The organism is Ancylobacter dichloromethanicus, from assembly GCF_018390645.1.
Lineage (GTDB): Bacteria > Pseudomonadota > Alphaproteobacteria > Rhizobiales > Xanthobacteraceae > Ancylobacter > Ancylobacter dichloromethanicus.
The window spans coordinates 549,702-575,884 of record NZ_JAHBGC010000020.1 but is presented as its reverse complement, the minus strand read 5'-3'; the positions used below and the strand labels follow the sequence as shown (position 1 = coordinate 575,884).

Genomic DNA, 26,183 nt, shown 5'->3' with positions numbered 1-26,183 from the left:
GGCACCCTGCCGGAGGTTGCCCCCTGCCTGCTGCACGAAGCGAGTCCATGACCACGAAACTCAAAGCTCTTCGAAGCCGCCTGCTTGCCGTGCAGCGCGAACTGATCTCCCTGGCCGCCGACATCGACAGCCTGCCTTCCGACAAGACGATCCAGAAGATCGCCAATCTTGAGGTTGCCATCGGCGCCGTCGAGTCGATGATCGACGATGCGGAAGCCGGTCGCTCCGAGAAGTAGGCAGCGTCGGGACGGCTCGCCGCGTTGGTCGGCTGCGTCGATGGTCGCGCCGCTGTAGCCTGTCACACGGGCCGCGCCGGCGCGGCTTCCGCCCGGAACCCTTCCGCCAGATGGCGAAACGCCTCGATCGCTTTCGGCAGAGCCTGTGGCGGTGAGGGGCTGGCTGCGATCCACAGAGCCGCGTTCAGCGCCGCGCCATTGAGCAGCCAGGCAGCCGCCTCCGGGTCGACCGGCTTGAGAATCCCCTGCGCGATCAGTCGGTCGAGCGTTCGCCGCGTCGTCTGCAGGCAGGCATTCTGGCTCGGCCATTGCGAGGGGTCGCCAAGCACGGCCGGGCCATCGAGCAGCACGATGCGCTGGACCTCCGGCTCCAGCGCCATTTCGATATAGGCCTCCCCCTCGGCCAGCAGCCCTTCCCATTCCGTCGCGGCCGCCGCGGCGATCCGCTGCGCACGCGCCGCCATTTCAGCGTCGATCTGGTCAACCACGGCCGCCAGAAGACCCTCCTTGTCGCCGAAATTATGGTACAGCGCGCCCCGCGTCAGGCCGACCGCCGCCGTCAGTTCGTCCATCGAGGCGCCGGCATAGCCCTTTTCGGCGAAGGCCTTGCGCGCGGCTGAGATCAGCCTGGCGCGGTTCTCCTCCATTTTTTCCGCCCGCCGTCGCACGGCCATCACCCGCCCCCATTTTGACATACGCAGTGCATGTGAGTTGACATGCACTGCGTATGCGATCAAATTCACATACGTAACGTATATCAGAATGGGCCGCCTCCAGGAAGGCGCAGCCAACCGGAGCGGATTTCCGCAATGAGCGTCAGCGCGGGCCGCCACCGACAAACCCAGCCCATCGAAAGGAAACGACATGGCCAAGCGTGACGCCATTTTCCCCGCCGAAAGGCATGCCCTCTATGAGGCCCACGGCTATTCGGCCGCCATCCGCTCCGGCGACCTGCTCTTCGTATCCGGCCAGGTCGGCAGCCGTCCCGATGGCAGCCCCGAACCGGAATTCCGGCTCCAGGTCGAACGGGCGTTCGAGAATCTGGGCGCCACGCTCAAGGCCGCCGGCTGCACTTTCGACGACATCGTCGATGTGACCACCTTCCATACCGATCCCGAACGCCAGTTCGACGCTGTCATGGCGGTCAAGCAGCAGGTCTTCAGCGCGCCGCCTCATCCCAGCTGGACCGCCATCGGGGTAACCTGGCTTGCGGGCTTCGACTTCGAGATCAAGGTGATCGCGCGAATTCCCGAACGATCCTGACTCGCCCCGGCCCGGCGAGGCAGTCCGCTCCGGCCGGGCCGGCAAGCGCCAGGAAATACCTCCCGTACATACAGCCCGCCATCGCCGCCGATAGTTGCAGCGCGCTCTGGACGCCCCCCGAATTGCGCGTTACGTGTTAAGGCAGCCTCAACAACCCACAGTTCGAGCCATGGCTCTGTCGCGGATCTCCGAAGTCGTCCGCCGCCCGCATCCTCTCGAAGCGGCGGTGGGAGACACGCAGGTCCTGCTCGATGCCGAACAGGGGCTCTATTTCGGGCTGAACGCGGTGGCGGCCGGCATCTGGCGGCGGCTGGAGCAGCCGTTACGGGTCGACGATCTGTGCCGCATGCTTGGCGCCGAATATGCCGCCGCTCCCGCCCGCATCGAGGAGGACGTGCTCGCCTTTCTCACCCGTCTGGAAGCCCAGAACCTCATCGAAATACGCGCGTGAACACGGCGGGTCCGATGGCCGATGGATATCTCTGCGGCTGGCGCATCAGGTCTGCGATTCCGCTGCCGGAACTCATGCCCTGGACGGTCGACGAGCGCCCCGCCGACCTCACGGTCGAGATCGGCGAGGTACCCGAAAGGCTTCCCGGCGGCCGCGAGGCGAGTTCCTTCCTGCAGGTCGACGACGACGGCGCCTGCCTGCTGGGGGTGCCGGAGGTTGGCCGGTTTCTCGTCCGGCCCTCGGGCGCGATCACGATCCGGCCGCTGCCGGAGGCGAGCCCGGCCGAAATCAGGCTTTTCCTGCTCGGCTCGGTGCTCGGCTTCATCTGCCATCAGCACGGGTTGCTTCCGCTGCACGGCTCCTGCGTCGAGATGGACGGCGGCGCGGTCGCCTTCTGCGGCCATTCGGGCGTGGGAAAATCCACGCTGGCGCTCAATTTCGCGCGGCGTGGCCGCCGTGTGCTCTCGGACGATGTGTGCGTCATCGAGAGCGTCGATCAGGTGCTGGTGCGTCCATCCTTTCCGCGGCTGAAGCTCTGGCGCGACACGATCGAGGACGCGGCGCTCTCGACGGAAGGGCTGGAACGCAACCGGCGCGGGCAGGAAAAGTACCATTATCTTGTGCATGAGGCCGGCTTCCGCGAACCGCTGCCGCTGCGCGCCATCTTTCTGCTGCGCGCCGCCGGCCCTGGCGAAAGCACGGGCATCGAACGGCTGTCGGACGCACTCGATATTCTGACCGCCCTGACGGCGCAAACCTTCCGACCCCGGCTGAGCCAGTTGCTGGGCAAGGCCGCGCAACTGTTCCAGGCCCGCGCACGGATCGCCAGCAGCGTGCCGGTGTTCACGCTCGCACGGCGGCCGGACAGCCCTCCCGAGCTCTGGCTCAACGACATCGAGGCGACCGTGCGGGGATGAGCGGCCTGACCCTCATCGCCTCCTATCCCAAATCCGGCAACACCTGGACGCGTGCCTTTCTCGCCAGCCATCTGCGCGGCGGCCAGCCGCTCGATCTCAATACCGACCTGTCGCTGATCCTCAATCTGACCTCGCGGAGCCTGCAGGATTTCCACGCCGAGCTTGAACATTCGGACCTGACGCTGGAGGAGATCGCGCTTCTACGGCCCGTCACCAGCCGACGCATCGCCGAGGCACAGCCTGGCATCTACAAGACGCACGATGCCAACCTTTCGCCGCCCGGCGCCCGTGAGCCCGCCATTCCGGCGGACGCCATCGACCGCGTCGTCTACATCGTCCGCGATCCGCGCGACGTCGCGGTGTCGCTGGCGCACCACTTCGGCTGCTCGCCAGGTGAGAGCACCGGCATAATGGCCGACGCGCGGTTAACCCTGGGCCGTTCACAGCGGCTCCTCAACGCGAATGTGGCGCACTTCGTTTCGTCATGGAGCGCCCATGTCGAGAGCTGGCTGGACGCCGCCGACGTGCGGTTGCTGGTGCTGCGCTACGAGGACATGCTGGCAGAGCCGTTCGCGGTCTTTGCCCGGCTTTGCCGCTTCCTCGATTTCAACGACGACGCGGCAACCCTGCGCCGCAGCCTGGAGGCGACCAGCTTTCCTGTTCTTGCGGGACAGGAATCGCGGGCCGGCTTCAAGGAGCGCCCGCGCAACGCCTCATCAGCCTTCTTTCGCGCCGGAATTGCCGGCAGCTGGCGCCGCGAACTGGCGCCCGAACTGGCGGATCGGCTGATCGCCACGCAGGGCCGGGTGATGGCACGCCTCGGCTATGGGTGAGGCCGCCGGCCACCTCTCTTGTCGCCCCTCGGGCGGCGTTATCCATTGCCGCCCTCGACGCGGCGGATGAACCGACCGGCGGTCAAGGCCCGGCTGAAGGCGCAGAGATAGTCGTAATTCGCCTGCTCACCCGTGGCTTCAACCCCCGGCCAGGCGGCGAGCAGCGCCTCCATCCGGTTCAGGTCGAGGCATTCGCTGGCGAAGGGGCTGTTGCGCAGCCGCGCCACCTCCTGCCGCAACCCTGGAAGCGCCGCGTCGAAAGTCACCCGCCAATCGGCGGCCTGCAGACCCTTGCGCCGCTCGTCGAGCACGACATCAGGCAGCAGGCCCCGCATCGCCCGCCGGATCAGAGAGCGCGGCACGCCTTCTTTCGCGAACTGTTCGTCGGGAATCGACAGGCACAGCTCGACAAGGCGCCTGTCGCCTGTGGGATCGCGCACGTCGATGCCGAAGAGCCGGCGCGTCGCCATGGCGGAATGCCCCCGGTGATCGGAGCGGTCGAGCACGGCGAGGCGCAGCGCACGGCTGTCGGCGCGCGCGACGTTGCGCAGGTTGCATCCCAGCGCGATGGCCTGTTCCGCCACCCCCGAGCGCTTCAGAAATTCGGGATGGATGGCGGAATAGTCGAAGAGCCCGGCCTCCCCCTTGCCGAACGCCGCCCGCAGGCGCCGGCGCAGCGCCACCGGGAGGACGCTGTCGGCCGCCTGCCCGGCAATGCCCAGCCAGGAGCGTCCACCACCACGGCGCAGGTCCCTCACCGTTCGCAACGTGCCGACGACGTCGCCGCTCCGCAGGCGCCTCGCCAGCAGTTCCGTTCCGTCATAGCTGATGGTCATGTTGCCCATCGAAGCCTGCAGCATCACGTCCAGCCCCCGCCGGCGCGCGTCGCGGTGGATGGCCGTGTCCCAGGCATTGTGCGATGCGTTCAACAGCGGCCAGTCGTTCCCGGCCTCGCGCAGGTCGAGCGCATCCAGCATGGGCATGGCGTCATTGTCGACGCGGACATGTTCGACGTTGGAATAGAGCGCCGCCACCGCCGCGGCGTGCGGCCATTCGTCGGTGAAGCGGTTGCGCCGGGAGGGCTGGGGATGACGCGGCGCGGCCGTGAAGGCGGTCGCGCCCCTGCCCTCCTCGGCAAGCGCCCTGGCCGCGACCGCCGTCACGCTTGAACTGTCGAGCCCCCCGGAAAGGTGGGTCCCGATCCGCTCGCCCGGGCGAATGCGGCAGCGCACCGCCTCGGCGAGAACATCGCGCAGGGCCTCCTCGTAATCCTCGTCGCGCTTCAGGCGCAGCGTCGGCACATTTTCGGGCCGCCACCAGCATTCCAGCGTGAACTTGCCCGCCGACCACCGCACGAGATGGCCGGGCGGTACCCGGCGGATACCCCGAAAGAAGGTGCGCAACGGTTCGCGCGGGAGCATGGCGAGCCACGCCGCCATCTGCTCCGGGTCAAGTTCGCGCGGCACGTCGGGGCAGGCGAAAAGGCCGCGCTGCTCGGTGGCGAACAGCAGGCGTCCGCGATCCGACCAGAAGAACAGGGTGCGCAGCGCGCCGGGATCGGTGGTCAGGAAGAAGGCGCGGCTGGCATCGTCCCAGACAGCGCAGGCATAATCGCCGACAATATGGGCGAAGCAGTTCCCGCCCCATCGGTGGTAGGCCGCGAGCAGAATGGCACCGTCCGAAGCGGATGCCCCCGGCACCCCAAGCCGACGCTCGAGCTCTTCCCGGTTGTCCAGCCGACCGTCAAAGACGACGAACAGGCGATCGTCGCCTGCGAAGACCGCATCGTCGCAGGCGAATACCGCAGCCGCCTCCGCGTGCCGGCCCGTCGACCTGCGGGTCGATCTCATCAAGGCACGAACGGCTTTCTCGACGGAGCCGAAAGGCAGATTCCAACCGCCGCAGAACCCCATTCACCATTGCCTTGCTATCGGCTCAGGCCCGCATCAGCGCAGCCGTGCTGGCTGTCAAACCGACGGCAACCAGACATCACCTGCAGCTAGCCGACCAAAGCCCGCGATACGCGATAAGAGCAGATATGTCGGCAGACGCGCGAGTCGCGACGTGCGCCTTCAAAGTCCGTGGCAATCCATGCCATCGGCTACCCGGCCCAAACGGCACTTCGCGCTCAAGACGTTCCCGTGCCTTCTGTATTCCCCCCACCGCCGGCCTGCGCCGAACTCGCGGGCACGACCGAAATAGCCGGCGTCTCCCAGGTCTTCAACATCCCAACAGGGTTGGGATTGGGCTCGGTCTCAGCCTGAGACAACGCGCCTACCTCATCGTCCCATTCAGCCACGCCAGCCCCCTGATCGAAACACCAAAAACGAGCATCTCTCTGCCGCAGATTGTACGTCGCCAAGAGAATTGGCAAGCGGCAATCAAGCCGATTCCCGTTCACTCATGCGAATACAACTTATGCTTGAGTTCCGAGAAAAATATGCTTCTATGGTTGCATTATCGGTTGCAACAACCAGAGATTTGAAGCGGCTTGTCGGGGAGTGGGCAAAGATGAGTGACGGTTTCCTGGGCGAGATTCGCCTGTTTCCCTATTCACGGGTGCCAAGGGGCTGGCGCAGAGCCGATGGCGCGATACTGCCCTTCGCCCAATATCAAGCACTTGGATCGCTTCTTGGCGACATGTATGGCGGGGATGGCTCGAAGACCTTTGCCCTTCCGGACCTGCGTGGTCGCGTTCCCCTCGGCTACGGAAGAGATGAGTTTGGGAACGTGTACGACATGGGTGCGGTCGGAGGGCAGGAAGCCGTCAGGCTCACGGTCAACCAACTGCCGGCACATACCCATGATCTCCATGCCTGCACCCAGATTGGCACCACGGGCAACGCCGCGGAGGCGCATATCGCCGCCATCAACACCGATGATCTGAGCCCGCCAAGGCAACGCTTCCTCTTCGGCGCCTACCCTGCCGCCGCCAACCTAACCCACCTGAACGAAGGATCTCTCGAGACCTACGGGCTCGCCGCGCCCGCGCCTCACGACAACATGCAGCCGTTCTCAGTCATAGACTTTTATATATGCATGTCAGGCGCCTATCCGCCGAGAGGATGAGACCGTATTTTACTTCTACATTCAGATCATATCAATGATTATCCGCCAATCTAGAGGGCGACATGGCAGATCAATATGTTGGCGAAATCCGCATGTTCTCCGGAAATTACGAGCCGCGAGGCTGGCTGTTCTGCGACGGAAGGCTTCTGACCATCGCGAACCATGAGCCTCTCTTTTCCCTTCTTGGCACGACATGGGGCGGCGATGGCCGAACGCAGTTCAAGATACCCGATCTGCGCGCACGCCTGCCGGTGTGTAGCGGCGCCGGTCCCGGGCTGACGCTGCGGCTCATCGGCGCTTCAGGCGGCGTCGACGCTGTCGAGATCAGGGAAGAGAACATGCCGGCGCACAACCATCGGCTGATGGCGTCGACAGCGCCGGCCACGGAGTCGGCGCCGTCGAGCGCCCTCGTCTACGCCGCCGCCGCTTCGGCCGATCCCGGCGCCCTCAAGGGCCTCGCCTATGTCGCCGATGCCACAGGTCTGACGCCGAGGAAGCTGAAGGAGGATGTCGTAGGCGAAGCGTGCGGCCTGCCGAGTGGATTGACCGCGACGCATCAGAACACGATGCCGACCCTGGCCATCCGTTTCATCATAGCCGAATCCGGCCTCTTCCCCGTTCCGGAATGAAGGACACTTTCCAATGGACCCTTTTATCGGCGAAATACGCATCTTTCCGTGGAACTATGCGCCAGTAGGCTGGGCTGATTGCGACGGCCAGTTCCTGCCCCAGTCGATATACCAACCACTTTTTGCCATCATTGGTTACACCTACGGCAAACGCGGCAATGATTTCGCCTTGCCCAATCTGTCGGGTCGCGCTCCCCTCGGAGCCGTCGAGGAAAATACCCAGCCCAACCTGCACCGCGTGCCGGTCGGCACGTCGTCGGGCGCCGCTGCCGTCAAACTCGGCGAGCTTACAACACCCGGCCATCGTCATCGGCTGGCCACCCACAATGCGGACAGGACCAAGCTCACAAGCACGCCGTCCCCGAGCGCCTATGTCGGCAGGTATCTGCTGGATTCGCCACCTTCGATCGTTGAAAGCTTCTTGCCGGGAACGCAGCCTCAGGACGCGACGCTGTCGTCCGGCTCTATCGCGGCGGCCGGAGGAGATCAGCCGCATGAGAACCGCCAGCCCTATCTGGCCCTCCGATTCTGCATCGCCCTCGAAGGTCTCTGGCCCGAGCGACCGTGACCTGGCTCCGGCCATGCGCCGACAATCGAATATGTGCGGGGCTGCGTCTCTCGTCGGGCCCGGACTCTCCCTCCGCCTCGAATCCCCGGAAGACGCCGCGTTCCTGGGCGCCCTGTTCGAGAGCGTCAGATGGCCGGAGTTGGACGGTTGCGGCTGGCCGGACGAGGTCCGGCGTGTGTTTCTCGCCCAACAGTTCCGCTGCCAGACCGCGCATTATGCGGGTGCCTATGCCGACGCGGCGTTTCTGATCGTCGAGCGCGATGGCGCTCCCGTCGGCCGTCTCTATCTTGATCGCGGCCCGCGCGAGCATCGAATCGTCGATATCAGCCTGCTGCCGGAGATGCGCAACCGGGGCTATGGCGGGGCCCTGCTGGACCAGGTGTGCGCCGAGGCGGACGCTCGCGGCCGCATCACCTCGCTCCATGTGGCGGAGTCCAATCCCGCCCAGCGCCTCTATCGGCGCAAGGGATTTAGAGCTGCGGGAGAGAGCGGTCCCTATCGGCTGATGATCAGGGAACCGGAGACCGTCGGTCGGCGCGGAGCGCGCTGAAGCGGCTCTTCCGAAGCAACCGGGCAGCGCTGCGGTCCGCGCCTATCGCTCCGCCAGCTTCCCCACCCCGTACACCGCGTCCGCGCGCTCTTCGAAGGCCTGGGCGAAGCGGCGGAAGGCGGCGTCGAACATCGCCCCCATCAGCAGGCCGAGTGTGCGCGAGCGGAATTCATAGGAGATGAAGAACTCCACGTCGCAGCTTCCGTCCTCCTGCGGCCGGAAGGTCCAGCGATTCTCCAACCGGCTGAACGGCCCGTCGAGATACTCGACCACGATGGAAAGTCGCGGCCGGTCCAGCGTCACCCGGCTGGTGAAGCTCTCGCGGAACATCTTGTAGGCGACGCTCATATCGGCGACGAGGATGTCGACGCCCTCCCCGCTGGCGACGCGCCGGCGCACATGCAGGCTCTCGCACAGCGGCACGAATTCCGGATAGCGCTCCACATCCGCCACTAGGTCGAACATCTCGGCCGCGGAATGGCGCACATGCCGTTTGTTGCGGAAGGACGGCATGGTTCAGGCGGGCGCAAACGCCGGCGCGGGCGCAGTGTCGCCGACCTTGGCCGCCCGCGCGGCGCGCAACCGGGCGAAATCCTCGCCAGCATGGTGGGAGGAGCGCGTCAGCGGGCTCGACGAGACCATGAGGAAGCCCTTGGCATAAGCCACCGTCTCATACGACTTGAAATCCTCCGGGGTGACGAAGGCCATCACCGGATGGTGCTTTCGGGTCGGCTGCAGATACTGGCCGATGGTCATGAAGTCGATCTCGGCCGAGCGCAGGTCGTCCATCAGTTGCAGCACTTCGTGCCGCACCTCGCCGAGACCCACCATGATGCCGGACTTGGTGAAGATGCCGGGGTCCAGTTCCTTAACCCGCTGCAGCAGCCGCAGCGAATGGAAATAGCGCGCGCCCGGCCGCACCTTCAGATAGAGCGAGGGCACGCATTCGAGATTGTGGTTGAACACGTCCGGCCGCGCCGCCACCACCACTTCCAGTGCCCCCTCCTTGCGCAGGAAGTCCGGGGTGAGGATCTCGATCGTGGTCTTCGGGCTGGTGGCGCGGATGGCGGCAATGGTGCGGGCGAAATGCGCGGCGCCGCCATCGTCGAGGTCATCCCGATCCACCGAGGTGACGACGACATGCTCAAGCCCCAGCCTGGCCACCGCGTCCGCCACCTTTTGCGGCTCGTCGCGGTCCAGCGGGCCGGGCATGCCGGTGCGCACATTGCAGAAGGCGCAGGCCCGGGTGCAGGTGTCGCCCATGATCATGAAGGTGGCGTGCTTCTTCTGCCAGCACTCACCGATATTCGGGCAGCTCGCCTCCTCGCAGACCGTGACGAGGCCGCTGGCGCGCACGATATTCGCCGTCTCCTGCCAGCCGAGCGTGCCGGGCGCGCGCACCCGTATCCAGTCCGGCTTCTTGAGCACCGGTGTTTCCGCCCGCTTCGCCTTCTCGGGGTGGCGGGGCTTCTCGAGCGCGCGGTTGAGAGTATTTAGAACGACGACCATTGGCTTTCCGCTGGCTGCATTCGACGCATCCGGCGCGAGCCGGCTGCCCCACAGTTAAGCCTCGCGGCCCGTTGGCGAAAGGGGGTGGGGAACGCACCCGCCTTGTGCCGTACGCATGACGGCAAGCGCCTGTCCGCGCGTGCTCACCGCCCGCGAATCTTGCGCCACAGGAACAGCACGATGATGGCGCCGACCGTGGCGGCGATCAGGGTGCGGAAGAAGCCGAACACCGGAATCGCCGCCATCTCGGCGAGGTACTTGCCGAGGAACGCGCCGACGAGGCCGAAGATCAGGTTGGCGAACAGCCCGTGGTCGCTGTCTGTCACCTTCTCCGCGATCCAGCCGGCGAGCAGGCCGATGACGATCATGGTGAGCCAGCCGACGCCCGGCTGGTTCAGCGCCGCATACGTATCCGCTTCCATGGCAGGCTCCCGCCCCTGGGCACGACGCCCGGACTAGATATGGATGGCGCGCCCATAGGCGCTGAGCACGCTCTCATGCATCGTCTCAGAAACCGTGGGGTGCGGGAAGACCGCGTTGATCAGCTCTTCCTCGGTGGTCTCCAGATTCATCGCCAGCACGAAGCCCTGAATGAGTTCGGTGACCTCCGCGCCGACCAGATGCGCGCCGAGCAGGCGCCCGGTCTTGGCGTCGAAGATGGTCTTGACCAGCCCTTCCGGCTCGCCCAGCGCCACCGCCTTGCCATTGCCGATGAAGGGGAAGCGGCCGATCTTCAGTTCATAGCCGGCTTCCTTGGCCTTCGCCTCGGTCAGCCCGACGGAAGCGACCTGCGGCATGCAATAGGTGCAGCCGGGAATCATCAGCTTGTCCATCGGGTGGGCATGCTTGCCGGCGATGGCTTCGGCGGCGATCACGCCCTCATGTTCCGCCTTGTGGGCTAGCATGGGCGGGCCGGCCACATCGCCGATCGCCCAGATGCCGGGCACATTGGTACGGCACAGGCCATCGACCACCACGCAGCCGCGATCGGTCTTCACGCCGAGCTTCTCCAGCCCGAGATTCTCGATATTGCCGACCACGCCGACGGCGGAGATCAGCCGGTCGGCGGTCAGGGTCTGCACCTTGCCATCCGCCGTCTCGACGGTGGCGGTGACGTTGTCCGCGCCCTTGACCACCTTCGACACCTTGGCGCCGGTGAGGATCTTGATGCCCTGCTTCTCGAACCGCTTGCGGGCGTGCTCGGCGATCTCGGTGTCCTCGACCGGGAGGATCTGCGGCAGCAGCTCGACGATTGTCACGTCCGAGCCCATTGCATGATAGAAGGACGCGAATTCGACGCCGATGGCGCCCGAGCCCATGATCAGCAGCGATTTCGGCACGCTGGCCGGCGCCAGCGCCTCGAAATAGGTCCAGATCAGCTTCTTGTCCGGCTCGATCCCCGGCAGCGCCCGCGGACGGGCGCCGGTGGCGATGACGATGTCCTTCGCGGTGTACTCGCCCGACGCCAGCGCGCCCTTGGGCGCCGGCTCGGCCGAGGCGGCCACGGTCACCTTGCCGGGGGCGGTGAGGGTCGCCTGCCCCCAGATCACGTCGACCTTGTTCTTCTTCAGCAGGAAGCCGACGCCATTGCTCATCTGCGCCGCGATGCCGCGCGAGCGCTTGACCACGCCTGATATGTCGACGCCGGCCTTCTCGGCGATCAGGCCGTAATCCTTGGCATGCTCGATATAGTGGAAGATCTCGGCCGAGCGCAGCAGCGCCTTGGCCGGGATGCAGCCCCAGTTCGGGCAGATACCACCGACATAGGAGCGCTCGATCACGCCGACCTTGAGGCCGAGCTGGGCGGCGCGGATGGCGCCGACATAGCCGCCGGGGCCGGAGCCGATGAAGAGGAGGTCGTAACTGTTCGCCATCAGATTTCTTCCGTCGTGCCCGGGCTCGATCCGGGAAGTGCCCGGCGCGCCTTGCGAAAGACGTGGATGGCCGGGGCAGCCCCGGCCATGACGATCGGCTGGATCACACCAGCATGGACATCGGCTTTTCGATGATCTGCTTGAACGCGCCGATGAGCTGCGCGCCCATGGCGCCGTCCATCACCCGGTGGTCACAGGAGATGGTGACGGTCATCACCGTCGCCACCGCAAGCTCGCCCTTCTTCACCACCGCCCGCGGCTCACTGGCGCCGACCGCGAGGATGGTCGCGTGCGGCGGGTTGATGATCGCCGTGAAATCCTTGATTCCGAACATGCCGAGATTGGAGATCGCCGACGAACCGCCCTGATACTCGGCCGGCGCCAGCTTCTTGTTGCGGGCGCGGGTGGCGAGTTCGCGGGTCTCGTTGGAGATGGCGGAGAGGGTCTTGGTCTCGGCCTTGCGGATGATCGGCGTGAGGAGGCCCTTGCCGCCGTCGATCGCCACCGCGACGCCGATGTCGGAATGCTTGAGCTTGAGATAGCGGTCGCCGCCCCACACCTGGTTGGCATCCGGCACCTGCTGGAAGGCCAGCGCATAGGCCTTGATGACGAAGTCGTTGACCGAGAGCTTGTAGGCGGCCTTGCCGTCCTTCTCGGGCGCGGCCTTGTTCAGTTCCTCGCGCAGCTTGAGCAGCGCGTCGACGTCGCAATCCACCGTGAGGTAGAAGGTCGGCACCGTCTGGCGCGCCTCGGCCATGCGCTGGGCGATGACGCGGCGCATGCCGTCCAGCGGAATTTCCTCATAAGTGCCGGGCTCATAGTAGGCCTTCACCTGTTCCAGCAGGGCGCCGTTCGACACCGGCGCCGGCGCGGCGGCGGGTGCGGTCGCCGGCGCGGAAGCCGCAGCCGGGGCCTTGGCGGCGCCGCCGGCGGGGGCGGTTTCGACATCGGCGGCAATGACGCGGCCATGCGGGCCCGAGCCCTTCACGCCCGACAGCTCGACGCCCTTTTCCTTGGCCAGGCGACGGGCCAGCGGCGAGGCGAAGACCCGCTCGCCGGACGCGGCGACCGGCGCGGCCGCCTTCGGTTCCTCAGGCTTGGGCGCCACAGACTTCGGCGCCTCCGTCTGAGCCGCAGGAGCGGCTTCCGCCTTGGGCGCTTCCGCCTTGGCCGGCGCCGAGCCGGAGCCGGCGGCCACCACCTTCACATCCTCGCCCTCGGTGGCGAGAACGGCGATGAGCTGGTTCACCGGCACGTCGGCGGTGCCTTCCGGCACGACGATTTTCGCCAGCGTGCCCTCGTCGATGGCCTCAACCTCCATCGTCGCCTTGTCGGTTTCGATTTCGGCGATGACGTCACCGGGAGCGACCTTGTCGCCCTCCTTCTTCAGCCATTTGGCCAGATTGCCCTTCTCCATGGTGGGAGACAGGGCCGGCATCAGGATTTCGACGGACATGGCGCTTCTCCGGCCTCAGCGATAAGTGACGGCCCGTGCGGCGTCGACGACGTCCTGCACCGACGGCAAGGCCAGCTTTTCGAGATTGGCGGCGTAGGGCATGGGAACATCCTTGCCGGTGACGCGCAGCACGGGGGCGTCGAGATAGTCGAACGCCTTTTCCATCAGCTGGGCGACGATCTCCGAGCCGACGCCGGACTGATGCCAGCCCTCCTCGACGGTGACGCAGCGCCCGGTCTTCTGCACCGAGGCGACGATGGTCTCGACATCCATCGGGCGGATGGTGCGCAGGTCGATCACCTCGGCCTCGATGCCGAGCTTGGCCAGTTCCTCGGCCGCCTTGAGGGCGTAGTTCATGCCGATCGACCACGCCACCAGCGTCACGTCCTTGCCGGCGCGGGCGATCTTCGCCTTGCCGATCGGCACCGTGAAGTCGTCCAGCTTCGGCACCGGCGAGGAATGGCCGTAGAGGATCTCGTTCTCAAGGAAGATGATCGGGTTGGGATCGCGGATCGCCGATTTGAGCAGGCCCTTGGCGTCGGCCGCCGTGTAGGGCGCCACCACCTTGAGGCCGGGAATGTGGCTGTACCAGGAGGTGTAGTCCTGGCTGTGCTGGGCGGCGACGCGGGCGGCGGCGCCGTTGGGGCCGCGGAACACGATGGAGCAGTGCACCTGCCCGCCGGACATGTACAGCGTCTTGGCGGCGGAGTTGATGATCTGGTCGATCGCCTGCATGGCGAAGTTGAAGGTCATGAACTCGACGATCGGCTTCAGCCCGGCCATCGCCGCGCCGACGCCGACGCCGGCAAAGCCGTGCTCGGTGATCGGCGTGTCGATGACGCGGCGCGCCCCGAATTCCTGCAGCAGCCCCTGGGTGATCTTGTAGGCGCCCTGATATTCGGCGACCTCCTCGCCCATGACGAACACGTCGCCGTCGCGGCGCATCTCTTCAGCCATGGCGTCGCGCAGCGCCTCGCGCATGGTCTGGCTGACGAATTCGGTGCCCTCGGGCACGTCCGGCTCGGGCACCGTCTCCGGCCGGGGCGGCGCGGCGACGGCGGAATTGACGGCGGCGGGCGTCGCCGGTGCGGAAGCCGCCACCGGCGAGGGCTCGACCGGCGCGGCGGCAACCGGCGGCGCCGATTCGGCAGCCTTCGGGTTCGGCGCGCTGGCCGCGCTCGCGTCCTCGCCATCGGCGAGGATGACGGCGATCGGCGTGTTCACCGCGACATCCTGCGTGCCCTCGGGCACCAGGATCCGGCCGAGGGTGCCCTCGTCGATGGCCTCGACTTCCATCGTGGCCTTATCGGTCTCGATCTCGGCGATGACGTCGCCGGACTTGACCGGGTCGCCCTCTTTCTTGAGCCACTTGGCGAGGTTTCCCTTCTCCATGGTAGGAGACAGGGCAGGCATCAGAACTTCGGTCGGCATGGCGGCGTTCCCCAAAGAAACGTGCGTCGAAATCGCGCGTCACTGCGTCGGTGCCGGAAGCACGAACGTCAGGTTGCTGTAGACGGCCATCGAGGCGATGGCGATGAGAAGGGCGGCGAAGAAGGCGACCATCATCTTGTTGAGCCTGGTCGCTTCGGAAGGCGAGGCGCCGGCCAGTTGCCGGGTTCCGAACGGCCAGAGCAGGGCTGGCAGCAGGGCCAGCGCGCCGCCACCGGCGACCCGACGCATGCCGAAGGCGAGCCGGGCTGCTAGAACCCAGATGACCGCCGCCGCCGACACACCGGCGACCAGCGCGACCCAGAACAGCTCGACCAGCATCGGCCCGCGCTCAGCGCAGGATGTCGGTGTAGAGCTCGGACGGGTCCGGCTCCGGGTCGGCACTGGCGAAATCGGCCGCCGCGTTCATCTGGTCGCGAAGCTCGGCGTCGATGGCCTTCAGTTCCTCCTCGGTGGCCCACTTCTTTTCGAGAAGACGGTTGCGCACCTGCTCGATCGGGTCGTGCTCGGTCCGCATCTTCTGCACCTCCTCCTTCGACCGGTACTTGGCCGGATCGGACATGGAGTGGCCGCGATAGCGGTAGGTGAGCATTTCGAGGATGTAGGGACCCTTGCCGCCGCGGGCGAACTCGACCGCCCGCTCGCCGGCGGCCCTCACCGCCCGCACATCCATGCCGTCGACCTGCTCGCCGGGAATGTTGAAGGAGGAGCCGCGCTTGGAGAAATCGGTCTGGGCGGAGGCGCGGTTTACCGCGGTGCCCATGGCGTATTTGTTGTTCTCGATGATGTAGACGACCGGCAGCTTCCAGAGCTCCGCCATGTTGAAGCTCTCATAGACCTGGCCCTGATTGGCCGCGCCGTCGCCGAAATAGGTGAGGCAGACCCCGCCATTGTCGCGGTAATGGCTGGCGAAGGCGAGACCGGTGCCGAGCGAGACCTGGGCGCCGACGATGCCGTGACCGCCGAAGAAGCCCTTCTCGGTGCTGAACATGTGCATCGAGCCGCCCTTGCCCTTGGAATAACCCCCGCGGCGGCCGGTCAGCTCGGCCATCACGCCCTTGGGGTCCATGCCGCAGGCCAGCATGTGGCCATGGTCGCGATAGCCGGTGATGACCTGATCGCCCTCCTTGAGGGCGGACTGCATGCCGACGACGACCGCTTCCTGGCCGATATAGAGATGGCAGAAGCCGCCAATGAGGCCCATGCCGTAGAGCTGGCCGGCCTTTTCCTCGAAGCGGCGAATCTCTAGCATCCGACGATAGGCGTCGAGTTCCTCGGCCTTCGTGAACTCGGGAACCGCCATCTTGTCCGAACGCCGCGCCGGACTCTTGGTCGCGGCCTTGGCGGGGGTGGAGGCTCTTCCGACGGCCGATTTGTTGGCGGCGACTACCATGGCGCATCCTCAGCTCGGGACAAAGTCGAGGAGCTTAATAGCCCACCTTCGTCGCCTGCGCTACGCGCGTAACGCAATGCTGCGCCGCACAACATGTTGCTGGCGCAATGGTTTCCGCATTTAAACTTTTTTTCAGTTAAAATGCGGATTTAACTTAAATTGAGTTAAGCTTCTGCAATTGCGTCACTTCCCAACGATACCTCTCTGGCATGCCACCGATTTACCCTGCCGGATGAATTATCGTTCAGCGCGGCTGCGCGGCATCGGGAACCCGCAAAAGCACCAGATCCTTGGGATGAACCAGATTCAGCAGCGCGCGCGCCTGCTCGTCGAGCATGTCGGCGTCGACCAGATCGGGCGACATCAGCCGCACCTTCGCCTGCAGCGCGGCGCGCTGGGCGTGCAGCCGGTCCCGCTCCTCGGTGAGTTCGGCGTGCTGCTGCTCGAAGCTCCGCCGGGCCAGCAGCCCGTACTGACCATTATAGCCCTGGAAGGCGAAGTACCCGACGAGAGCCGCCGCCCCGAGATGCAGGGTGACGGTCTGGAAAAAGGAGCGCCAGCGCGTGCGAATGATCATGCGACGCAGCCTAGCCGGGGCCGGTTGAGGCCCGGTTAACGATGATGTCCGGGCGTTGCCCGCATCGCGCCGACTCACGAAAAAGGCCCCCGCCATGAAGGACGGAGGCCTCGGTCTCACCTCTTGCGGGTGGCGTGCGCTCAGCCGAGCGACTTGAACGCCGAACGGCCGGCATAGATCGCCTGCGGGCCGAGTTCCTGCTCGATGCGCAGCAGCTGGTTGTACTTGGCGGTGCGGTCGGAGCGGGCCAGCGAGCCGGTCTTGATCTGCCCGCAATTGGTCGCCACCGCGAGGTCGGCGATGGTCGAATCCTCGGTCTCGCCGGAGCGGTGCGACATCACGGCGGTGTAGCCGGCCTTGTGCGCCATCTCGACCGCGTTGAGCGTCTCGGTGAGCGAGCCGATCTGGTTGACCTTGACCAGGATCGAGTTGCCGACGCCCTGCTTGATGCCGGCTTCGAGCCGGGTGACGTTGGTCACGAACAGGTCGTCGCCGACCAGCTGGCATGTCGAGCCGATGGCGTCGGTGAGCAGCTTCCAGCCCTCCCAGTCATCCTCGCCCATGCCGTCCTCGACGGTGCAGATCGGGTAGCGGGCGACGAGGTCGGCGAGGTACTTCACCTGCGCCTCGATATCGCGCACGACGCCCTCGCCCTCATAGTCGTATTTGCCGTTCTTGAAGAACTCGGTGGCGGCGCAGTCGAGGCCGATGAACACGTCCTCGCCCGGCGTGTAGCCGGCGGTCTCGATCGCCTTCACCACGAATTCGAGCGCGGCGTCGGCGGAAGGCAGGTTGGGGGCGAAGCCGCCCTCGTCGCCGACATTGGTGTTGTGGCCGGCATCCTTGAGCGCTTTCTTCAGCGTGTGGAAGATCTCCGCGCCGGTGCGCAGCCCTTCCGCGAAGGTCGAGGCGCCGACGGGCAGGATCATGAATTCCTGGAAGTCGATCGGGTTGTCGGCATGGGCGCCGCCATTGATGATGTTCATCATCGGCACCGGCAGGGTGCGGGCATTGACGCCGCCGACATAGCGGTAGAGCGGCAGGTCCCGCGAGGCGGCGGCCGCCTTGGCGAGCGCCAGCGAGACGCCGAGAATGGCATTGGCACCGAGACGGGCCTTGTTCGGCGTGCCGTCCAGCTCGATCAGGATCTGGTCGAGCGCCGGCTGGTCCTCGGCGTCCATGCCGCCGATGGCGTCGAAGATCTCGCCATTCACCGCCTCGACCGCCTTCAGCACGCCCTTGCCGAGATAGCGCCCCTTGTCGCCGTCGCGCAGCTCGACGGCCTCATGCGCGCCGGTGGAGGCGCCGGAGGGAACGGCCGCGCGGCCCTGCGAGCCGTCTTCCAGAATCACATCCACCTCGACGGTGGGATTGCCGCGGCTGTCCAGAATTTCGCGCCCAACGATATCGACGATGGCGGTCATGCGTTTCCCCAATGCTCAACTCGGTCAGGATGGTCGAGGCGCTTCTACTCCTGCGGTGTGACATGCGAAAGAGGTGCCAGCGACATATCCGCCCGCCCCCTCCCCGCAGGAGCCGCTCCATGAACGACATTGCCGAAGGCGCCACCCAGCTCGGCCACGCCACCGCCCTGCCCCCCTCGCCCGACGAAGCGGTGCTGGACCGGGTGCCCAATCCGCACCCGGGCACCAACTATGTCGCGCGTTTCACCGTGCCGGAATTCACGTCGCTTTGTCCGGTTACCGGGCAGCCGGATTTCGCCCATCTGGTGATCGACTATGTGCCTGGGGACTGGCTGGTCGAATCGAAGTCGCTCAAGCTCTACCTCGGCAGCTTCCGCAACCATGGCGCCTTCCACGAGGATTGCACGGTCGCCATCGGCTTGCGCCTGCGCGACCTGCTGGCGCCGCGCTGGCTGCGCATCGGTGGCTACTGGTACCCGCGCGGCGGCATCCCGATCGACGTGTTCTGGCAGAGCGGCGCCCCGCTGGAGGGCGTGTGGCTGCCGGACCAGGGCGTGCCGCCCTATCGCGGGCGGGGGTGAGGCGCTTCCGCCTGATGGCCGTCATACCGAAGTGCCCGACCAATGGCCGGGCCTCGTAGGATGCCCGGCCGGGCGCACCACCGACGACCATCCTTCGAGGCTCGTTACGCTCGCACCTCGGGATGATGACGTATCGCTCAGCCCCCTACTCCACCGTCACCGACTTGGCGAGGTTGCGGGGCTGGTCGACGTCGGTGCCCATAACCACCGCCGTGTGATAGGCGAGCAATTGCACCGGGATGGCGTAGACCAGCGGGGTGATGAACGGGTTCATGTCCGGCAGCACCAGCGTCGCCTCGGTCTCCAGCGCCGCATGCCCGGCGCCGGTCTCGTCGGTGATGAGGATGATGCGGCCGCCGCGCGCCGCCACTTCCTGCATGTTCGACATGGTCTTCTCGAACACACCGTCATACGGGGCGATCACCACGACGGGCATGTTCTCGTCGATCAGCGCGATCGGCCCGTGCTTCAGTTCGCCGGCGGCATAGCCCTCGGCGTGGATGTAGGAGATTTCCTTCAGCTTCAGCGCTCCCTCCAGCGCCAGCGGGTAGGAGGTGCCGCGGCCGAGATAGAGCACGTCCTTGGTCTTGGCGAAGGAACGGGCGAGATGCTCGATGTCGGGGCCGAGATCGAGCGCCTGGTTCATCAGGCGCGGCACCTCGACCAGCGCGTGGACCAGTTCGCGTTCCTCTTCCGCCGAGATCGCGCCCCGCGCGCGTCCCGCCGCCACGGCGAGGGCGGCCAGCGTTGCCAGCTGGCAGGTGAAGGCCTTGGTCGAGGCGACGCCGATCTCCGGCCCCGCCAGCGTCGGCAGCACCGCTTCGGCTTCGCGGGCGATGGTCGAGGTCGGCACGTTCACCACCGCCAGCGAATGCTGCTTCTCCTGCCGCGCATAGCGCAGCGAGGCCAGCGTGTCGGCGGTCTCGCCCGATTGCGAGATGACGATGGCGAGGCCGTCCGCCGGCAGCGGCGCCTCGCGGTAGCGGAACTCGGAGGCGACGTCGATTTCCACCGGCAGCCGCGCATAGCGCTCGAACCAGTATTTGGCGATCATCCCGGCGTAAAAGGCGGTGCCACAGGCGGCAATCGACACCCGCTGCAACGAGGCGAAGTCGAAGGGCAGCTCCGGTAGCTGCACGGTGTCGTTGGCCATGTCGAGATAATGCGCCAGCGTGTGCGCGACCACTTCGGGCTGCTCGTGCATCTCCTTGGCCATGAAGTGGCGGAAATTGCCCTTCTCGACCAGGAAGGCGGTGGCCGTGGTCTTCTGCACCGCCCGCTCGACGCGGCGGTTGGAAGAATCGCGGATCTCGATGCCCTGCCGGCGCAGCACCGCCCAGTCGCCATCGTCGAGATAGGCGATGGTGTCGGTGAACGGCGCCAGTGCGATGGCGTCGGAGCCGAGATACATCTCGCCCTGGCCGTAGCCGATGGCGAGCGGGCTGCCCTTGCGGGCGCCGATCAGCAGATTGTCGTCGCCGTCGAACAGGAAGGCGAGCGCGAAGGCACCCTGCAGCCGCGGCAGCGCCGCCGCCACCGCGTCGACCGGGCTGAGCCCGCCGCGCATTTCGCGGGTCACCAGATGGGCGACCACCTCGGTGTCGGTCTCGCTCTCGAAATTGGCCCCCTCTTCCCGCAGTTCGTCGCGCAGCTGACGGAAGTTCTCGATGATGCCGTTGTGCACCACCGCGACCTCGGTGGTCGCGTGCGGGTGGGCATTGGCGACGCTCGGGCGACCATGTGTGGCCCAGCGTGTATGGCCGATGCCGATGCGCCCCTGCATCGGCGCCTCGCGCAGCACCGCATCGAGATTGCGCAGTTTGCCCTCGGCACGGCGGCGGGCGATGTGGCCGCCCTCCAGCGCGGCGATGCCGGCGGAATCGTAGCCGCGATATTCCAGCCGCTTGAGCGACTCGACCAGCCGTTCGGCGACCGGTTCGGTGCCGACGATGCCGATGATTCCACACATGAGCCGGGCCCTTTCGTGAAGCGACGATCCGCGAGGCTACAATTGCGGGTTTAACCGCCCGTCACCGAACCGTCGAAATCAATTCGGATGTCGCTTCGTATCGCGCCGGTCGCATCATTTCTTCGGCGCAAGCCCGGCCGACAGCCTTGCCCGCAGCCGCGCCGCCAGCCCCGGCTTGTTGACCTGCCGGGCGCGACCGATCGCCAGCGCATCCGCCGGCACGTCGTCGGTGATGACCGAGCCGGTGCCGATATAGGCGCCGTCGCCCACGCTCACCGGGGCCACCAGCAGGCTGTTGGTGCCGACGAAGGCATTGGCGCCGATGACGGTGCGGTGCTTGCGGAAGCCGTCATAATTGCAGGTGATGGTGCCGGCGCCAATATTGGTGTTCGCCCCCACGCTGCTGTCGCCGACATAGGAGAGGTGATTCACCTTCGCCCCCGGCGCCAGATCGGACGCCTTGATCTCCACGAAGTTGCCGACATGCACCCCCTGCCCCAGTTCGGCACCGGGGCGCAGGCGAGCGAACGGGCCGACGATGGCGCCAGGCCCGACATGGGCGCCCTCGACATGGCTGAAGGCGCGGATGGTCGCCCCGTCTTCGACGCGCACGCCCGGACCGAAGCAGACATTCGGTTCCACAATGACATCGCGACCGAAGCTGGTGTCGGCCGAGAGGAACACGGTTTCCGGCGCCACCAGCGTCACCCCGGCCTCCAGCACCCGCGCCCGCAGCCGTCGCTGGAAGATCGCCTCCGCCTCGGCGAGCTGGGCACGGCTGTTGACCCCGGCCACGTCCTCGGCCGCCACCTCGCACACGCCCGCCCGCCCGCCGAGCGCGCGGGCGATCGCCACCACGTCGGTGAGATAAAATTCCTGCTTGGCATTGGCGTCGTCGACGCGGCCGAGCAGGTCGAGCGCCGCCCGCCCGTCCAGCGCCATCAGCCCGGCATTGCACAGGCCGATGGCCCGTTCCTCGGCGCTCGCCTCCTTTTCCTCGCGAATGGCGACGAGTTCGCCGCCCTCGGTGACGAGCCGTCCATAGCCGGTGGGATCGGGGGGACGGAAGCCGAGCACGGCCACCGCTGCGCCTTCGGTAAGCGGGGCGCGCAGCGCGGCGATGGTCTCCGGCTGCACCAGCGGCGTGTCGCCATACATCACCACGACATCGTCAAAGCCGCGCTCCAGCGCCGCCCGCGCCGCCAGCACCGCATGGGCGGTACCGCGCCGCTCGGCCTGCACGAACACTTCGGCCTGCGGCGCCACCCGGCGCACCTCGGCGGCAACCGCATCATGATCCGGCCCGATCACCACCGCGACATGCGCCGCGCCCGCTTCCAGCGCCGCGTCGAGCACATGCGCCACCATCGGCCGGCCGGCCACCGCGTGCAGCACCTTGGGCCGCGCCGAACGCATGCGCGTGCCCTCGCCGGCGGCGAGAACGATGACGAGAAGCTGGCGCATCGGCGGACTCCGAAAAGCTGCGGCGTGAGGCGGAACGGGCCCCCGGTGTGGCGCTATCTAGCCTGCCACGGGCAGGCGGAAAAGGGATAGCCTTCGCCGGCGACGCCGTCCCGGGAAGCGTGTATCACCACGCGCCATGAACGACCCCGCCGACGGCCGCCCCGATTCCCTGCCCTCCTTCGCGCACGCTCCGTGGGCGCTGCTGGCGCTGCTGGCGACGCCGCTGTTCTTCTCGTCCAACCTCATCGTCGGCCGGGCGGTGGCGGAGGTGGTGCCGCCCTGGTCGCTCGCCTTCTGGCGCTGGGCGATTGCGGCGGCGGTGCTGCTGCCGTTCGCCGCCGGCGGCCTGCTGCGCCACCGCCACCTGCTGCGCCGGGAATGGTGGCGGATCCTGCTGCTCGGCTTTCTCGGCATGGTGCTGTGCGGCGGCAATGTCTATGTCGCCCTGAGACATACCAGCGCCACCAATGCGACGCTGATCTACACCACTTCCACCATCATGGTAGTGGTGCTCGACGCACTGCTGAAGCGCCGCAGGCTGCCAGCGATCCAGCTCGCTGGCACGCTGGCGGGCTTCGCCGGCATCGTGCTCATCGCCGTGCATGGCGAACCCGGCCGGCTTCTGGCGCTTGAGTTCAACGGCGGCGATCTCGGCATTCTGGTCGCGGCGATCGGCTGGGCGACTTATTCGCTGATGCTGCGGCAGGGGCCGGTGAGCCGGCTCGGCGGCCAGACCGCCTTCGCCGCCAACGCCCTGGCCGGCGTGCTGCTGCTGGCCCCGCTGGCGCTGTGGGAATCGGCGGGCGGCGCGCCCCAGCCAGCGACGATGGAGGCCTGGGGCGCCATCGTCTTCCTGGCGCTGTTCCCTTCCGTGCTTGCCTTCGGCCTGTTCCAGTTTTGCATCCGGGTGGCGGGAGCGCCGGTCACCGCCACCTTCCTCTATCTCATGCCGGCCTATGGCGTGCTGCTGGCGGTGGGGCTGCTCGGCGAGGAACTCCACCTCTATCATGGGGTTGGTTTCGTGCTGATCCTCGGCGGCGTGGTGCTGGCCACCCGTCGCCCGGGGCTGGCGCGCCGCGCGCCGGCGCATTGATCGGCCGGCCGCGACATGCGATCTGAGCCAGGCACCGTAGAAAGACCGCCGGAGGGGACCCTCACCGTGAGCCACCGCAGCTTCCTGCCCGGCGCCCGCGCCAGCAATGTCGTCATCGCGCTCGGCGCCTTCGCCCTCGGCTGGGCGGTCTACATGCGCTACGCGCTGGTCGAGCAGTCCGCCGTCGGCCTTGCCTGCCGCGGCATGGAGACCCTGACCTGCGAGACGCGGGCGCTGGTGATAACGCTGTTCAGCCACTCGGTGTTCGGCATCGCCGCCCTGGTCGCGGCGGTGATCCAGTTCATCCGCCCCTCGCTGGTGATGTTCACCTTCGCGCTGATGGCCGCCTGCGTCGGGCTGGTGATCTACAACAACGGCCTCGCCGGCCTCGCCGGCGGGCTGCTGCTCATCTCCTTCGCCCGGCCGTGGCGAGGCGCCAGAGGGTAAAGGCCAGCACCACGAACAGGCTGCCGGTCCACAGCGCCTGCCAGTTGGCCAGCGTCTCGTTGAGCGCGACATAGGTTCCGGCGCCGAGGAACAGCACGGCGGCCATCTTTTCCGCGTGGCGGCCTTCGGAAAAGCGCCCCGGGCCGGCCACCGCCGCGTAGAAGGCGAAGGCGGCGACGATCGGGGTCAGCCCGGCGAACTGGAAATCCTTGTAGCGCGGATCGAACACCAGCCCGAAGCCGATCTGCGCCGCGAGCACCAGCGATGCCGCCAGCAGCAAGGCGAGGCAGCGGTCGAAGAACGGCGCGCCCGGCGTCGCCTCGCTGTTCAGCGCCAGCGTCAGCGTGACCAGCCGGGCGCGCCGGCCGATGGCGGCGGCGCAGGAAAGCGGCACCAGAAGCGCCAGCCCCACCAGCGCGCCGCCGCGAATCCACCCGCCGACGCCCAGGCTCTCCGCCGGCACGGTGGCCAGCAGCCGGCCGATCATCAGCCCGGCGAAGAAGGCGATGCCGGCCACCGCCGACCATTCCCGCATGCCGAGCGGCCGCCCGCCGGCGCGCCGGCCGGAATAACCTGCCACCGCGAACACGCTGGCGGCGAAGGTGACGCCGATCAGCGCCTGCAGCTTCCAGTACGGGTGATCCGACACCGGCTCGCCCCAGGTGAACTTGAACTCGCGTGTATAGGCGTCGAGGAAGCCCCAGTGCCCGCCGACCGTGCCCTCCAGCACCCGCTTCCACGGCTGGTCGAACGCCTCGATGACGTTGAGCCGGTAGTTCTTCGCCTTGGAGAGGGCGAGCAGTTCCTGGATGACGTTCGCTTGGTTGGAGGGAGAGGGCAGCGCCCCCTCGCGCATGCGCCCCTCGCTCGGCCAGCCGGTCTCGCCGATGAGAATGTCCTTGCCGGGGAATATCTCGCCCACATGCTCGCGGATCTCGCCGAGATGAGCGACCGAATCCTCGGCGGCGACCGGCATGTCCTCCCAGAAGGGGAGAATGTGCACGGTGACGAAATCGACCGAGTCGGCCAGCCCCCGGTTGCGCTCCCAGAACTCCCACACATCGGCATAGGTGACGTCGACGCCCGCCGGTATCTTCGCCTTCACCTCCTTGAGGAAACCGGCAATGTCGTTGGCCGACTGCTCGCCGCGCAGCAGCACCTCATTGCCGACAATCACCGCCTTGACGACGTCCGGGTTCTCCTGCGCCGCCTTGATGCCGCCCTCGATTTCCCGCCGGTTGCGCACCGGATCGGCGGCGATCCAGATTCCCTGGAGCACGGTGAGTCCATGCTTGCGGGCAAGTTCCGGCACCGCCGACAGACCGGCCTGGATCGAGGAATAGGTTCGCACGCATCTGGTGATCTTCGACAGCCGCGCGAGGTCGTCGTCGATCTGGGCGGGCGAGAACGCCACATCCTCGCTGAACGGGCTCTGCCCGGGACGGAACGGCGCGTAGGAAACGCAGGGCAGCTTCTCCCCGGCCGCCAGCGGCGACACGGGTGCCGGCACCGGCTGCCCGAGCCACGCCCAGACGGCGACGACCGCCATCGAGACGAGGACAACAAGGGCAAGGGGCAGTCGCATGCGGGGGCTCTCCACGATAAGGCTCGTTCGGCTCGTTCACCCCTGCCGGGTAGCCGGGCTTTGATGTGGCGGCAAGTGGCGTGTGCAAAGCGGCGGAATTTTGCGCCGCGGCAACATCGGGACACGTGCCGTCATGCTGACAAATTCGATATGTTCTCCTAGTGTCCTGCCTGGTCCGGTGTTTCCTCTTTTGCGTGTGACGTTTCCCCCATGTTGTGCTCCGTACGTCCCCTCGCTGCTGCCCTGTTCGGCGGCCTGATCCTGATGTCCGCGGCTGCCGGCGGCGCTGCGGCGCAGAGCGTCTCGCAGGAGCAGAGATCCGCCGAACAGAAGTCGCCGGAGGAACAGGCGAAGGAGGAGGCGCAGCGCCGTTCGGTCGAGGAATATGCCGAGGCGGCCAAGCTGCCGGGCAATGCCGGCCTGCCGGAATGCGTGTGGAGCGGCCGGCGCATCGCCATGCTGCTCTGGCGCGACGACATCGACACCGCGCGCCGCCATCTCGAACTCTACGAGCGCTTCGGCTGCCCCACCGAGCACCTGAAGATCGCGTTCCGCTGCCTGGTCCGCCAGGGCAACATCGACAGCAAGGCGCAGGAACGCCTGTCCGAGCGGGTCCATGCCTGCTGGGTCAACCCCGACGCACCCGCTCCCTCCCCCACGGCCGCCCCGGCTCCTGCTCCCGCGCAATGAATCCCCGCCATGGCCCCCGCCGCGTCATCGACGCGACATGGGCTCGCCATAGTGCGGAACAATTGTCCGCCTCACGCATTTGCAGCAGCGAAGCGGCATTTTCGAAAGACGCGGCGCGCATGTTGCGCGTTGCGGCGACGAGCGTGCTGCACGTGC

At 66.9% G+C, this 26,183-nt stretch carries 28 protein-coding genes and 1 pseudogene; 14 read left to right on the top strand and 15 right to left on the bottom strand.

The annotated features are described in order from the left end of the window. Positions 1 to 47 precede the first annotated feature (47 nt). Positions 48 to 236, top strand: coding sequence for a hypothetical protein (locus KHC23_RS11410; RefSeq protein WP_213372539.1), 189 nt, complete (start codon positions 48 to 50; stop codon positions 234 to 236). Positions 237 to 298: 62 nt separating this feature from the next. On the opposite strand, the gene KHC23_RS11405 is transcribed toward KHC23_RS11410, so the two are convergent. Further along, on the bottom strand, positions 299 to 910 hold the full coding sequence (locus KHC23_RS11405; RefSeq protein WP_213372538.1) for a TetR/AcrR family transcriptional regulator: 612 nt from the start codon (positions 908 to 910) through the stop codon (positions 299 to 301). A gap of 190 nt (positions 911 to 1,100) precedes the next feature. Here KHC23_RS11405 and KHC23_RS11400 point away from each other — a divergent pair, with 190 nt between their 5' ends. The 4 genes from KHC23_RS11400 to KHC23_RS11385 all read left to right on the top strand — a co-directional run bounded on the left by KHC23_RS11400 (position 1,101) and on the right by KHC23_RS11385 (position 3,700). Continuing rightward, positions 1,101 to 1,499 carry a RidA family protein gene (locus tag KHC23_RS11400; RefSeq protein ID WP_213372537.1) on the top strand — a complete coding sequence of 133 codons (399 nt, stop codon included), beginning with the start codon at positions 1,101 to 1,103 and terminating at the stop codon, positions 1,497 to 1,499. 169 nt (positions 1,500 to 1,668) lie between these two features. Next, on the top strand, positions 1,669 to 1,950 hold the full coding sequence (locus tag KHC23_RS11395) for a PqqD family protein (RefSeq protein WP_213372536.1): 282 nt from the start codon (positions 1,669 to 1,671) through the stop codon (positions 1,948 to 1,950). Continuing rightward, complete coding sequence (locus tag KHC23_RS11390) at positions 1,947 to 2,867, top strand: phosphoenolpyruvate carboxykinase (ATP) (RefSeq protein ID WP_271188619.1); 921 nt, start codon at positions 1,947 to 1,949, stop codon at positions 2,865 to 2,867. The genes KHC23_RS11395 and KHC23_RS11390 overlap by 4 nt, the downstream gene beginning before the upstream one ends. Beyond that, the gene (locus KHC23_RS11385) at positions 2,864 to 3,700 is read left to right on the top strand and encodes a sulfotransferase domain-containing protein (protein ID WP_213372534.1); all 837 of its coding nucleotides are present in this window, start codon (positions 2,864 to 2,866) and stop codon (positions 3,698 to 3,700) included. The genes KHC23_RS11390 and KHC23_RS11385 overlap by 4 nt, the downstream gene beginning before the upstream one ends. A gap of 38 nt (positions 3,701 to 3,738) precedes the next feature. On the opposite strand, the gene KHC23_RS11380 is transcribed toward KHC23_RS11385, so the two are convergent. Further along, on the bottom strand, positions 3,739 to 5,550 hold the full coding sequence (locus tag KHC23_RS11380) for an asparagine synthetase B family protein (RefSeq protein ID WP_246544511.1): 1,812 nt from the start codon (positions 5,548 to 5,550) through the stop codon (positions 3,739 to 3,741). Positions 5,551 to 6,211: 661 nt separating this feature from the next. Between KHC23_RS11380 and KHC23_RS11375 the strand changes: the two genes are divergently transcribed. From KHC23_RS11375 to KHC23_RS11360, 5 genes and pseudogenes are all read left to right on the top strand, one after another. Further along, positions 6,212 to 6,769 (top strand): phage tail protein, encoded by a 558-nt coding sequence (locus KHC23_RS11375; RefSeq protein WP_213372530.1) that lies wholly within the window; start codon positions 6,212 to 6,214, stop codon positions 6,767 to 6,769. A gap of 62 nt (positions 6,770 to 6,831) precedes the next feature. Beyond that, positions 6,832 to 7,008: pseudogene (locus KHC23_RS24870) on the top strand (phage tail protein); the annotation flags it as partial. A 99-nt stretch (positions 7,009 to 7,107) separates the two neighbouring features. Beyond that, positions 7,108 to 7,398 carry a hypothetical protein gene (locus KHC23_RS24375; protein WP_246544510.1) on the top strand — a complete coding sequence of 97 codons (291 nt, stop codon included), beginning with the start codon at positions 7,108 to 7,110 and terminating at the stop codon, positions 7,396 to 7,398. Positions 7,399 to 7,411: 13 nt separating this feature from the next. Further along, positions 7,412 to 7,966: a phage tail protein gene (locus KHC23_RS11365; RefSeq protein WP_213372526.1), complete on the top strand. Its 555-nt coding sequence runs from the start codon at positions 7,412 to 7,414 to the stop codon at positions 7,964 to 7,966. Positions 7,967 to 8,141: 175 nt separating this feature from the next. Beyond that, on the top strand, positions 8,142 to 8,516 hold the full coding sequence (locus KHC23_RS11360; protein ID WP_271188618.1) for a GNAT family N-acetyltransferase: 375 nt from the start codon (positions 8,142 to 8,144) through the stop codon (positions 8,514 to 8,516). Positions 8,517 to 8,558: 42 nt separating this feature from the next. Here KHC23_RS11360 and KHC23_RS11355 read toward each other — a convergent pair whose 3' ends face one another. The 10 genes from KHC23_RS11355 to eno form a co-directional block, all read right to left on the bottom strand. Further along, a complete protein-coding gene (locus tag KHC23_RS11355; protein WP_213372522.1) occupies positions 8,559 to 9,029 on the bottom strand; it encodes a type II toxin-antitoxin system RatA family toxin in 471 nt (156 codons plus the stop codon). A 3-nt stretch (positions 9,030 to 9,032) separates the two neighbouring features. Continuing rightward, positions 9,033 to 10,025, bottom strand: a complete 993-nt coding sequence (gene lipA, locus KHC23_RS11350; RefSeq protein WP_213372519.1) for a lipoyl synthase — start codon at positions 10,023 to 10,025, stop codon at positions 9,033 to 9,035. A 143-nt stretch (positions 10,026 to 10,168) separates the two neighbouring features. Continuing rightward, complete coding sequence (locus KHC23_RS11345) at positions 10,169 to 10,447, bottom strand: GlsB/YeaQ/YmgE family stress response membrane protein (RefSeq protein WP_213372517.1); 279 nt, start codon at positions 10,445 to 10,447, stop codon at positions 10,169 to 10,171. Between the two features lie 33 nt (positions 10,448 to 10,480). After that, entirely contained in the window at positions 10,481 to 11,899 is a 1,419-nt protein-coding gene (lpdA, locus tag KHC23_RS11340) for a dihydrolipoyl dehydrogenase (RefSeq protein WP_213372515.1), read from the bottom strand. A 103-nt stretch (positions 11,900 to 12,002) separates the two neighbouring features. After that, positions 12,003 to 13,355, bottom strand: a complete 1,353-nt coding sequence (locus KHC23_RS11335) for a pyruvate dehydrogenase complex dihydrolipoamide acetyltransferase (protein WP_213372513.1) — start codon at positions 13,353 to 13,355, stop codon at positions 12,003 to 12,005. A 15-nt stretch (positions 13,356 to 13,370) separates the two neighbouring features. Next, on the bottom strand, positions 13,371 to 14,786 hold the full coding sequence (locus KHC23_RS11330; protein ID WP_213372511.1) for a pyruvate dehydrogenase complex E1 component subunit beta: 1,416 nt from the start codon (positions 14,784 to 14,786) through the stop codon (positions 13,371 to 13,373). 39 nt (positions 14,787 to 14,825) lie between these two features. Beyond that, positions 14,826 to 15,125, bottom strand: coding sequence for a hypothetical protein (locus KHC23_RS11325; protein WP_213372509.1), 300 nt, complete (start codon positions 15,123 to 15,125; stop codon positions 14,826 to 14,828). Positions 15,126 to 15,135: 10 nt separating this feature from the next. Further along, a complete protein-coding gene (gene pdhA, locus KHC23_RS11320) occupies positions 15,136 to 16,197 on the bottom strand; it encodes a pyruvate dehydrogenase (acetyl-transferring) E1 component subunit alpha (RefSeq protein WP_213372508.1) in 1,062 nt (353 codons plus the stop codon). A gap of 244 nt (positions 16,198 to 16,441) precedes the next feature. Beyond that, positions 16,442 to 16,774: an FtsB family cell division protein gene (locus KHC23_RS11315; protein ID WP_213372506.1), complete on the bottom strand. Its 333-nt coding sequence runs from the start codon at positions 16,772 to 16,774 to the stop codon at positions 16,442 to 16,444. Between the two features lie 140 nt (positions 16,775 to 16,914). Continuing rightward, complete coding sequence (gene eno / locus KHC23_RS11310) at positions 16,915 to 18,198, bottom strand: phosphopyruvate hydratase (protein ID WP_213372503.1); 1,284 nt, start codon at positions 18,196 to 18,198, stop codon at positions 16,915 to 16,917. 119 nt (positions 18,199 to 18,317) lie between these two features. On the opposite strand from eno, the gene queF reads away from it, so the two are divergent. Beyond that, on the top strand, positions 18,318 to 18,779 hold the full coding sequence (queF, locus tag KHC23_RS11305; RefSeq protein ID WP_213372501.1) for a preQ(1) synthase: 462 nt from the start codon (positions 18,318 to 18,320) through the stop codon (positions 18,777 to 18,779). 145 nt (positions 18,780 to 18,924) lie between these two features. Here the strand turns inward: queF and glmS are convergent, their stop codons facing one another. Both glmS and glmU read right to left on the bottom strand, forming a co-directional pair. Next, complete coding sequence (gene glmS / locus KHC23_RS11300; protein ID WP_213372499.1) at positions 18,925 to 20,748, bottom strand: glutamine--fructose-6-phosphate transaminase (isomerizing); 1,824 nt, start codon at positions 20,746 to 20,748, stop codon at positions 18,925 to 18,927. A gap of 114 nt (positions 20,749 to 20,862) precedes the next feature. Next, positions 20,863 to 22,212 carry a bifunctional UDP-N-acetylglucosamine diphosphorylase/glucosamine-1-phosphate N-acetyltransferase GlmU gene (gene glmU / locus KHC23_RS11295; RefSeq protein ID WP_213372497.1) on the bottom strand — a complete coding sequence of 450 codons (1,350 nt, stop codon included), beginning with the start codon at positions 22,210 to 22,212 and terminating at the stop codon, positions 20,863 to 20,865. A gap of 136 nt (positions 22,213 to 22,348) precedes the next feature. Between glmU and KHC23_RS11290 the strand changes: the two genes are divergently transcribed. Together KHC23_RS11290 and KHC23_RS11285 are read left to right on the top strand one after the other, a co-directional pair. Beyond that, on the top strand, positions 22,349 to 23,305 hold the full coding sequence (locus KHC23_RS11290; protein ID WP_213372495.1) for a DMT family transporter: 957 nt from the start codon (positions 22,349 to 22,351) through the stop codon (positions 23,303 to 23,305). A 66-nt stretch (positions 23,306 to 23,371) separates the two neighbouring features. Beyond that, a complete protein-coding gene (locus KHC23_RS11285; RefSeq protein WP_213372493.1) occupies positions 23,372 to 23,752 on the top strand; it encodes a hypothetical protein in 381 nt (126 codons plus the stop codon). Here the strand turns inward: KHC23_RS11285 and KHC23_RS11280 are convergent. Next, entirely contained in the window at positions 23,712 to 25,337 is a 1,626-nt protein-coding gene (locus tag KHC23_RS11280) for a glycoside hydrolase family 17 protein (RefSeq protein ID WP_213372491.1), read from the bottom strand. The genes KHC23_RS11285 and KHC23_RS11280 overlap by 41 nt on opposite strands. Before the next feature lie 210 nt (positions 25,338 to 25,547). Between KHC23_RS11280 and KHC23_RS11275 the strand changes: the two genes are divergently transcribed. Continuing rightward, complete coding sequence (locus KHC23_RS11275; protein WP_213372489.1) at positions 25,548 to 26,027, top strand: hypothetical protein; 480 nt, start codon at positions 25,548 to 25,550, stop codon at positions 26,025 to 26,027. Positions 26,028 to 26,183: the final 156 nt, after the last annotated feature.

Bases quoted from the DNA above. Each gene is read 5' to 3' on its own strand.
- KHC23_RS11410 (WP_213372539.1), top strand. From the start codon at position 48: ATGACCACGAAACTCAAAGCTCTTCGAAGCCGCCTGCTTGCCGTGCAG.
- KHC23_RS11405 (WP_213372538.1), bottom strand. From the start codon at position 910: ATGGCCGTGCGACGGCGGGCGGAAAAAATGGAGGAGAACCGCGCCAGG.
- KHC23_RS11400 (WP_213372537.1), top strand. From the start codon at position 1,101: ATGGCCAAGCGTGACGCCATTTTCCCCGCCGAAAGGCATGCCCTCTAT.
- KHC23_RS11395 (WP_213372536.1), top strand. From the start codon at position 1,669: ATGGCTCTGTCGCGGATCTCCGAAGTCGTCCGCCGCCCGCATCCTCTC.
- KHC23_RS11385 (WP_213372534.1), top strand. From the start codon at position 2,864: ATGAGCGGCCTGACCCTCATCGCCTCCTATCCCAAATCCGGCAACACC.
- KHC23_RS11380 (WP_246544511.1), bottom strand. From the start codon at position 5,550: ATGAGATCGACCCGCAGGTCGACGGGCCGGCACGCGGAGGCGGCTGCG.
- KHC23_RS11375 (WP_213372530.1), top strand. From the start codon at position 6,212: ATGAGTGACGGTTTCCTGGGCGAGATTCGCCTGTTTCCCTATTCACGG.
- KHC23_RS24375 (WP_246544510.1), top strand. From the start codon at position 7,108: ATGCCGGCGCACAACCATCGGCTGATGGCGTCGACAGCGCCGGCCACG.
- KHC23_RS11365 (WP_213372526.1), top strand. From the start codon at position 7,412: ATGGACCCTTTTATCGGCGAAATACGCATCTTTCCGTGGAACTATGCG.
- KHC23_RS11355 (WP_213372522.1), bottom strand. From the start codon at position 9,029: ATGCCGTCCTTCCGCAACAAACGGCATGTGCGCCATTCCGCGGCCGAG.
- lipA (WP_213372519.1), bottom strand. From the start codon at position 10,025: ATGGTCGTCGTTCTAAATACTCTCAACCGCGCGCTCGAGAAGCCCCGC.
- KHC23_RS11345 (WP_213372517.1), bottom strand. From the start codon at position 10,447: ATGGAAGCGGATACGTATGCGGCGCTGAACCAGCCGGGCGTCGGCTGG.
- lpdA (WP_213372515.1), bottom strand. From the start codon at position 11,899: ATGGCGAACAGTTACGACCTCCTCTTCATCGGCTCCGGCCCCGGCGGC.
- KHC23_RS11335 (WP_213372513.1), bottom strand. From the start codon at position 13,355: ATGTCCGTCGAAATCCTGATGCCGGCCCTGTCTCCCACCATGGAGAAG.
- KHC23_RS11330 (WP_213372511.1), bottom strand. From the start codon at position 14,786: ATGCCGACCGAAGTTCTGATGCCTGCCCTGTCTCCTACCATGGAGAAG.
- KHC23_RS11325 (WP_213372509.1), bottom strand. From the start codon at position 15,125: ATGCTGGTCGAGCTGTTCTGGGTCGCGCTGGTCGCCGGTGTGTCGGCG.
- pdhA (WP_213372508.1), bottom strand. From the start codon at position 16,197: ATGGTAGTCGCCGCCAACAAATCGGCCGTCGGAAGAGCCTCCACCCCC.
- KHC23_RS11315 (WP_213372506.1), bottom strand. From the start codon at position 16,774: ATGATCATTCGCACGCGCTGGCGCTCCTTTTTCCAGACCGTCACCCTG.
- eno (WP_213372503.1), bottom strand. From the start codon at position 18,198: ATGACCGCCATCGTCGATATCGTTGGGCGCGAAATTCTGGACAGCCGC.
- queF (WP_213372501.1), top strand. From the start codon at position 18,318: ATGAACGACATTGCCGAAGGCGCCACCCAGCTCGGCCACGCCACCGCC.
- glmS (WP_213372499.1), bottom strand. From the start codon at position 20,748: ATGTGTGGAATCATCGGCATCGTCGGCACCGAACCGGTCGCCGAACGG.
- glmU (WP_213372497.1), bottom strand. From the start codon at position 22,212: ATGCGCCAGCTTCTCGTCATCGTTCTCGCCGCCGGCGAGGGCACGCGC.
- KHC23_RS11290 (WP_213372495.1), top strand. From the start codon at position 22,349: ATGAACGACCCCGCCGACGGCCGCCCCGATTCCCTGCCCTCCTTCGCG.
- KHC23_RS11280 (WP_213372491.1), bottom strand. From the start codon at position 25,337: ATGCGACTGCCCCTTGCCCTTGTTGTCCTCGTCTCGATGGCGGTCGTC.
- KHC23_RS11275 (WP_213372489.1), top strand. From the start codon at position 25,548: ATGTTGTGCTCCGTACGTCCCCTCGCTGCTGCCCTGTTCGGCGGCCTG.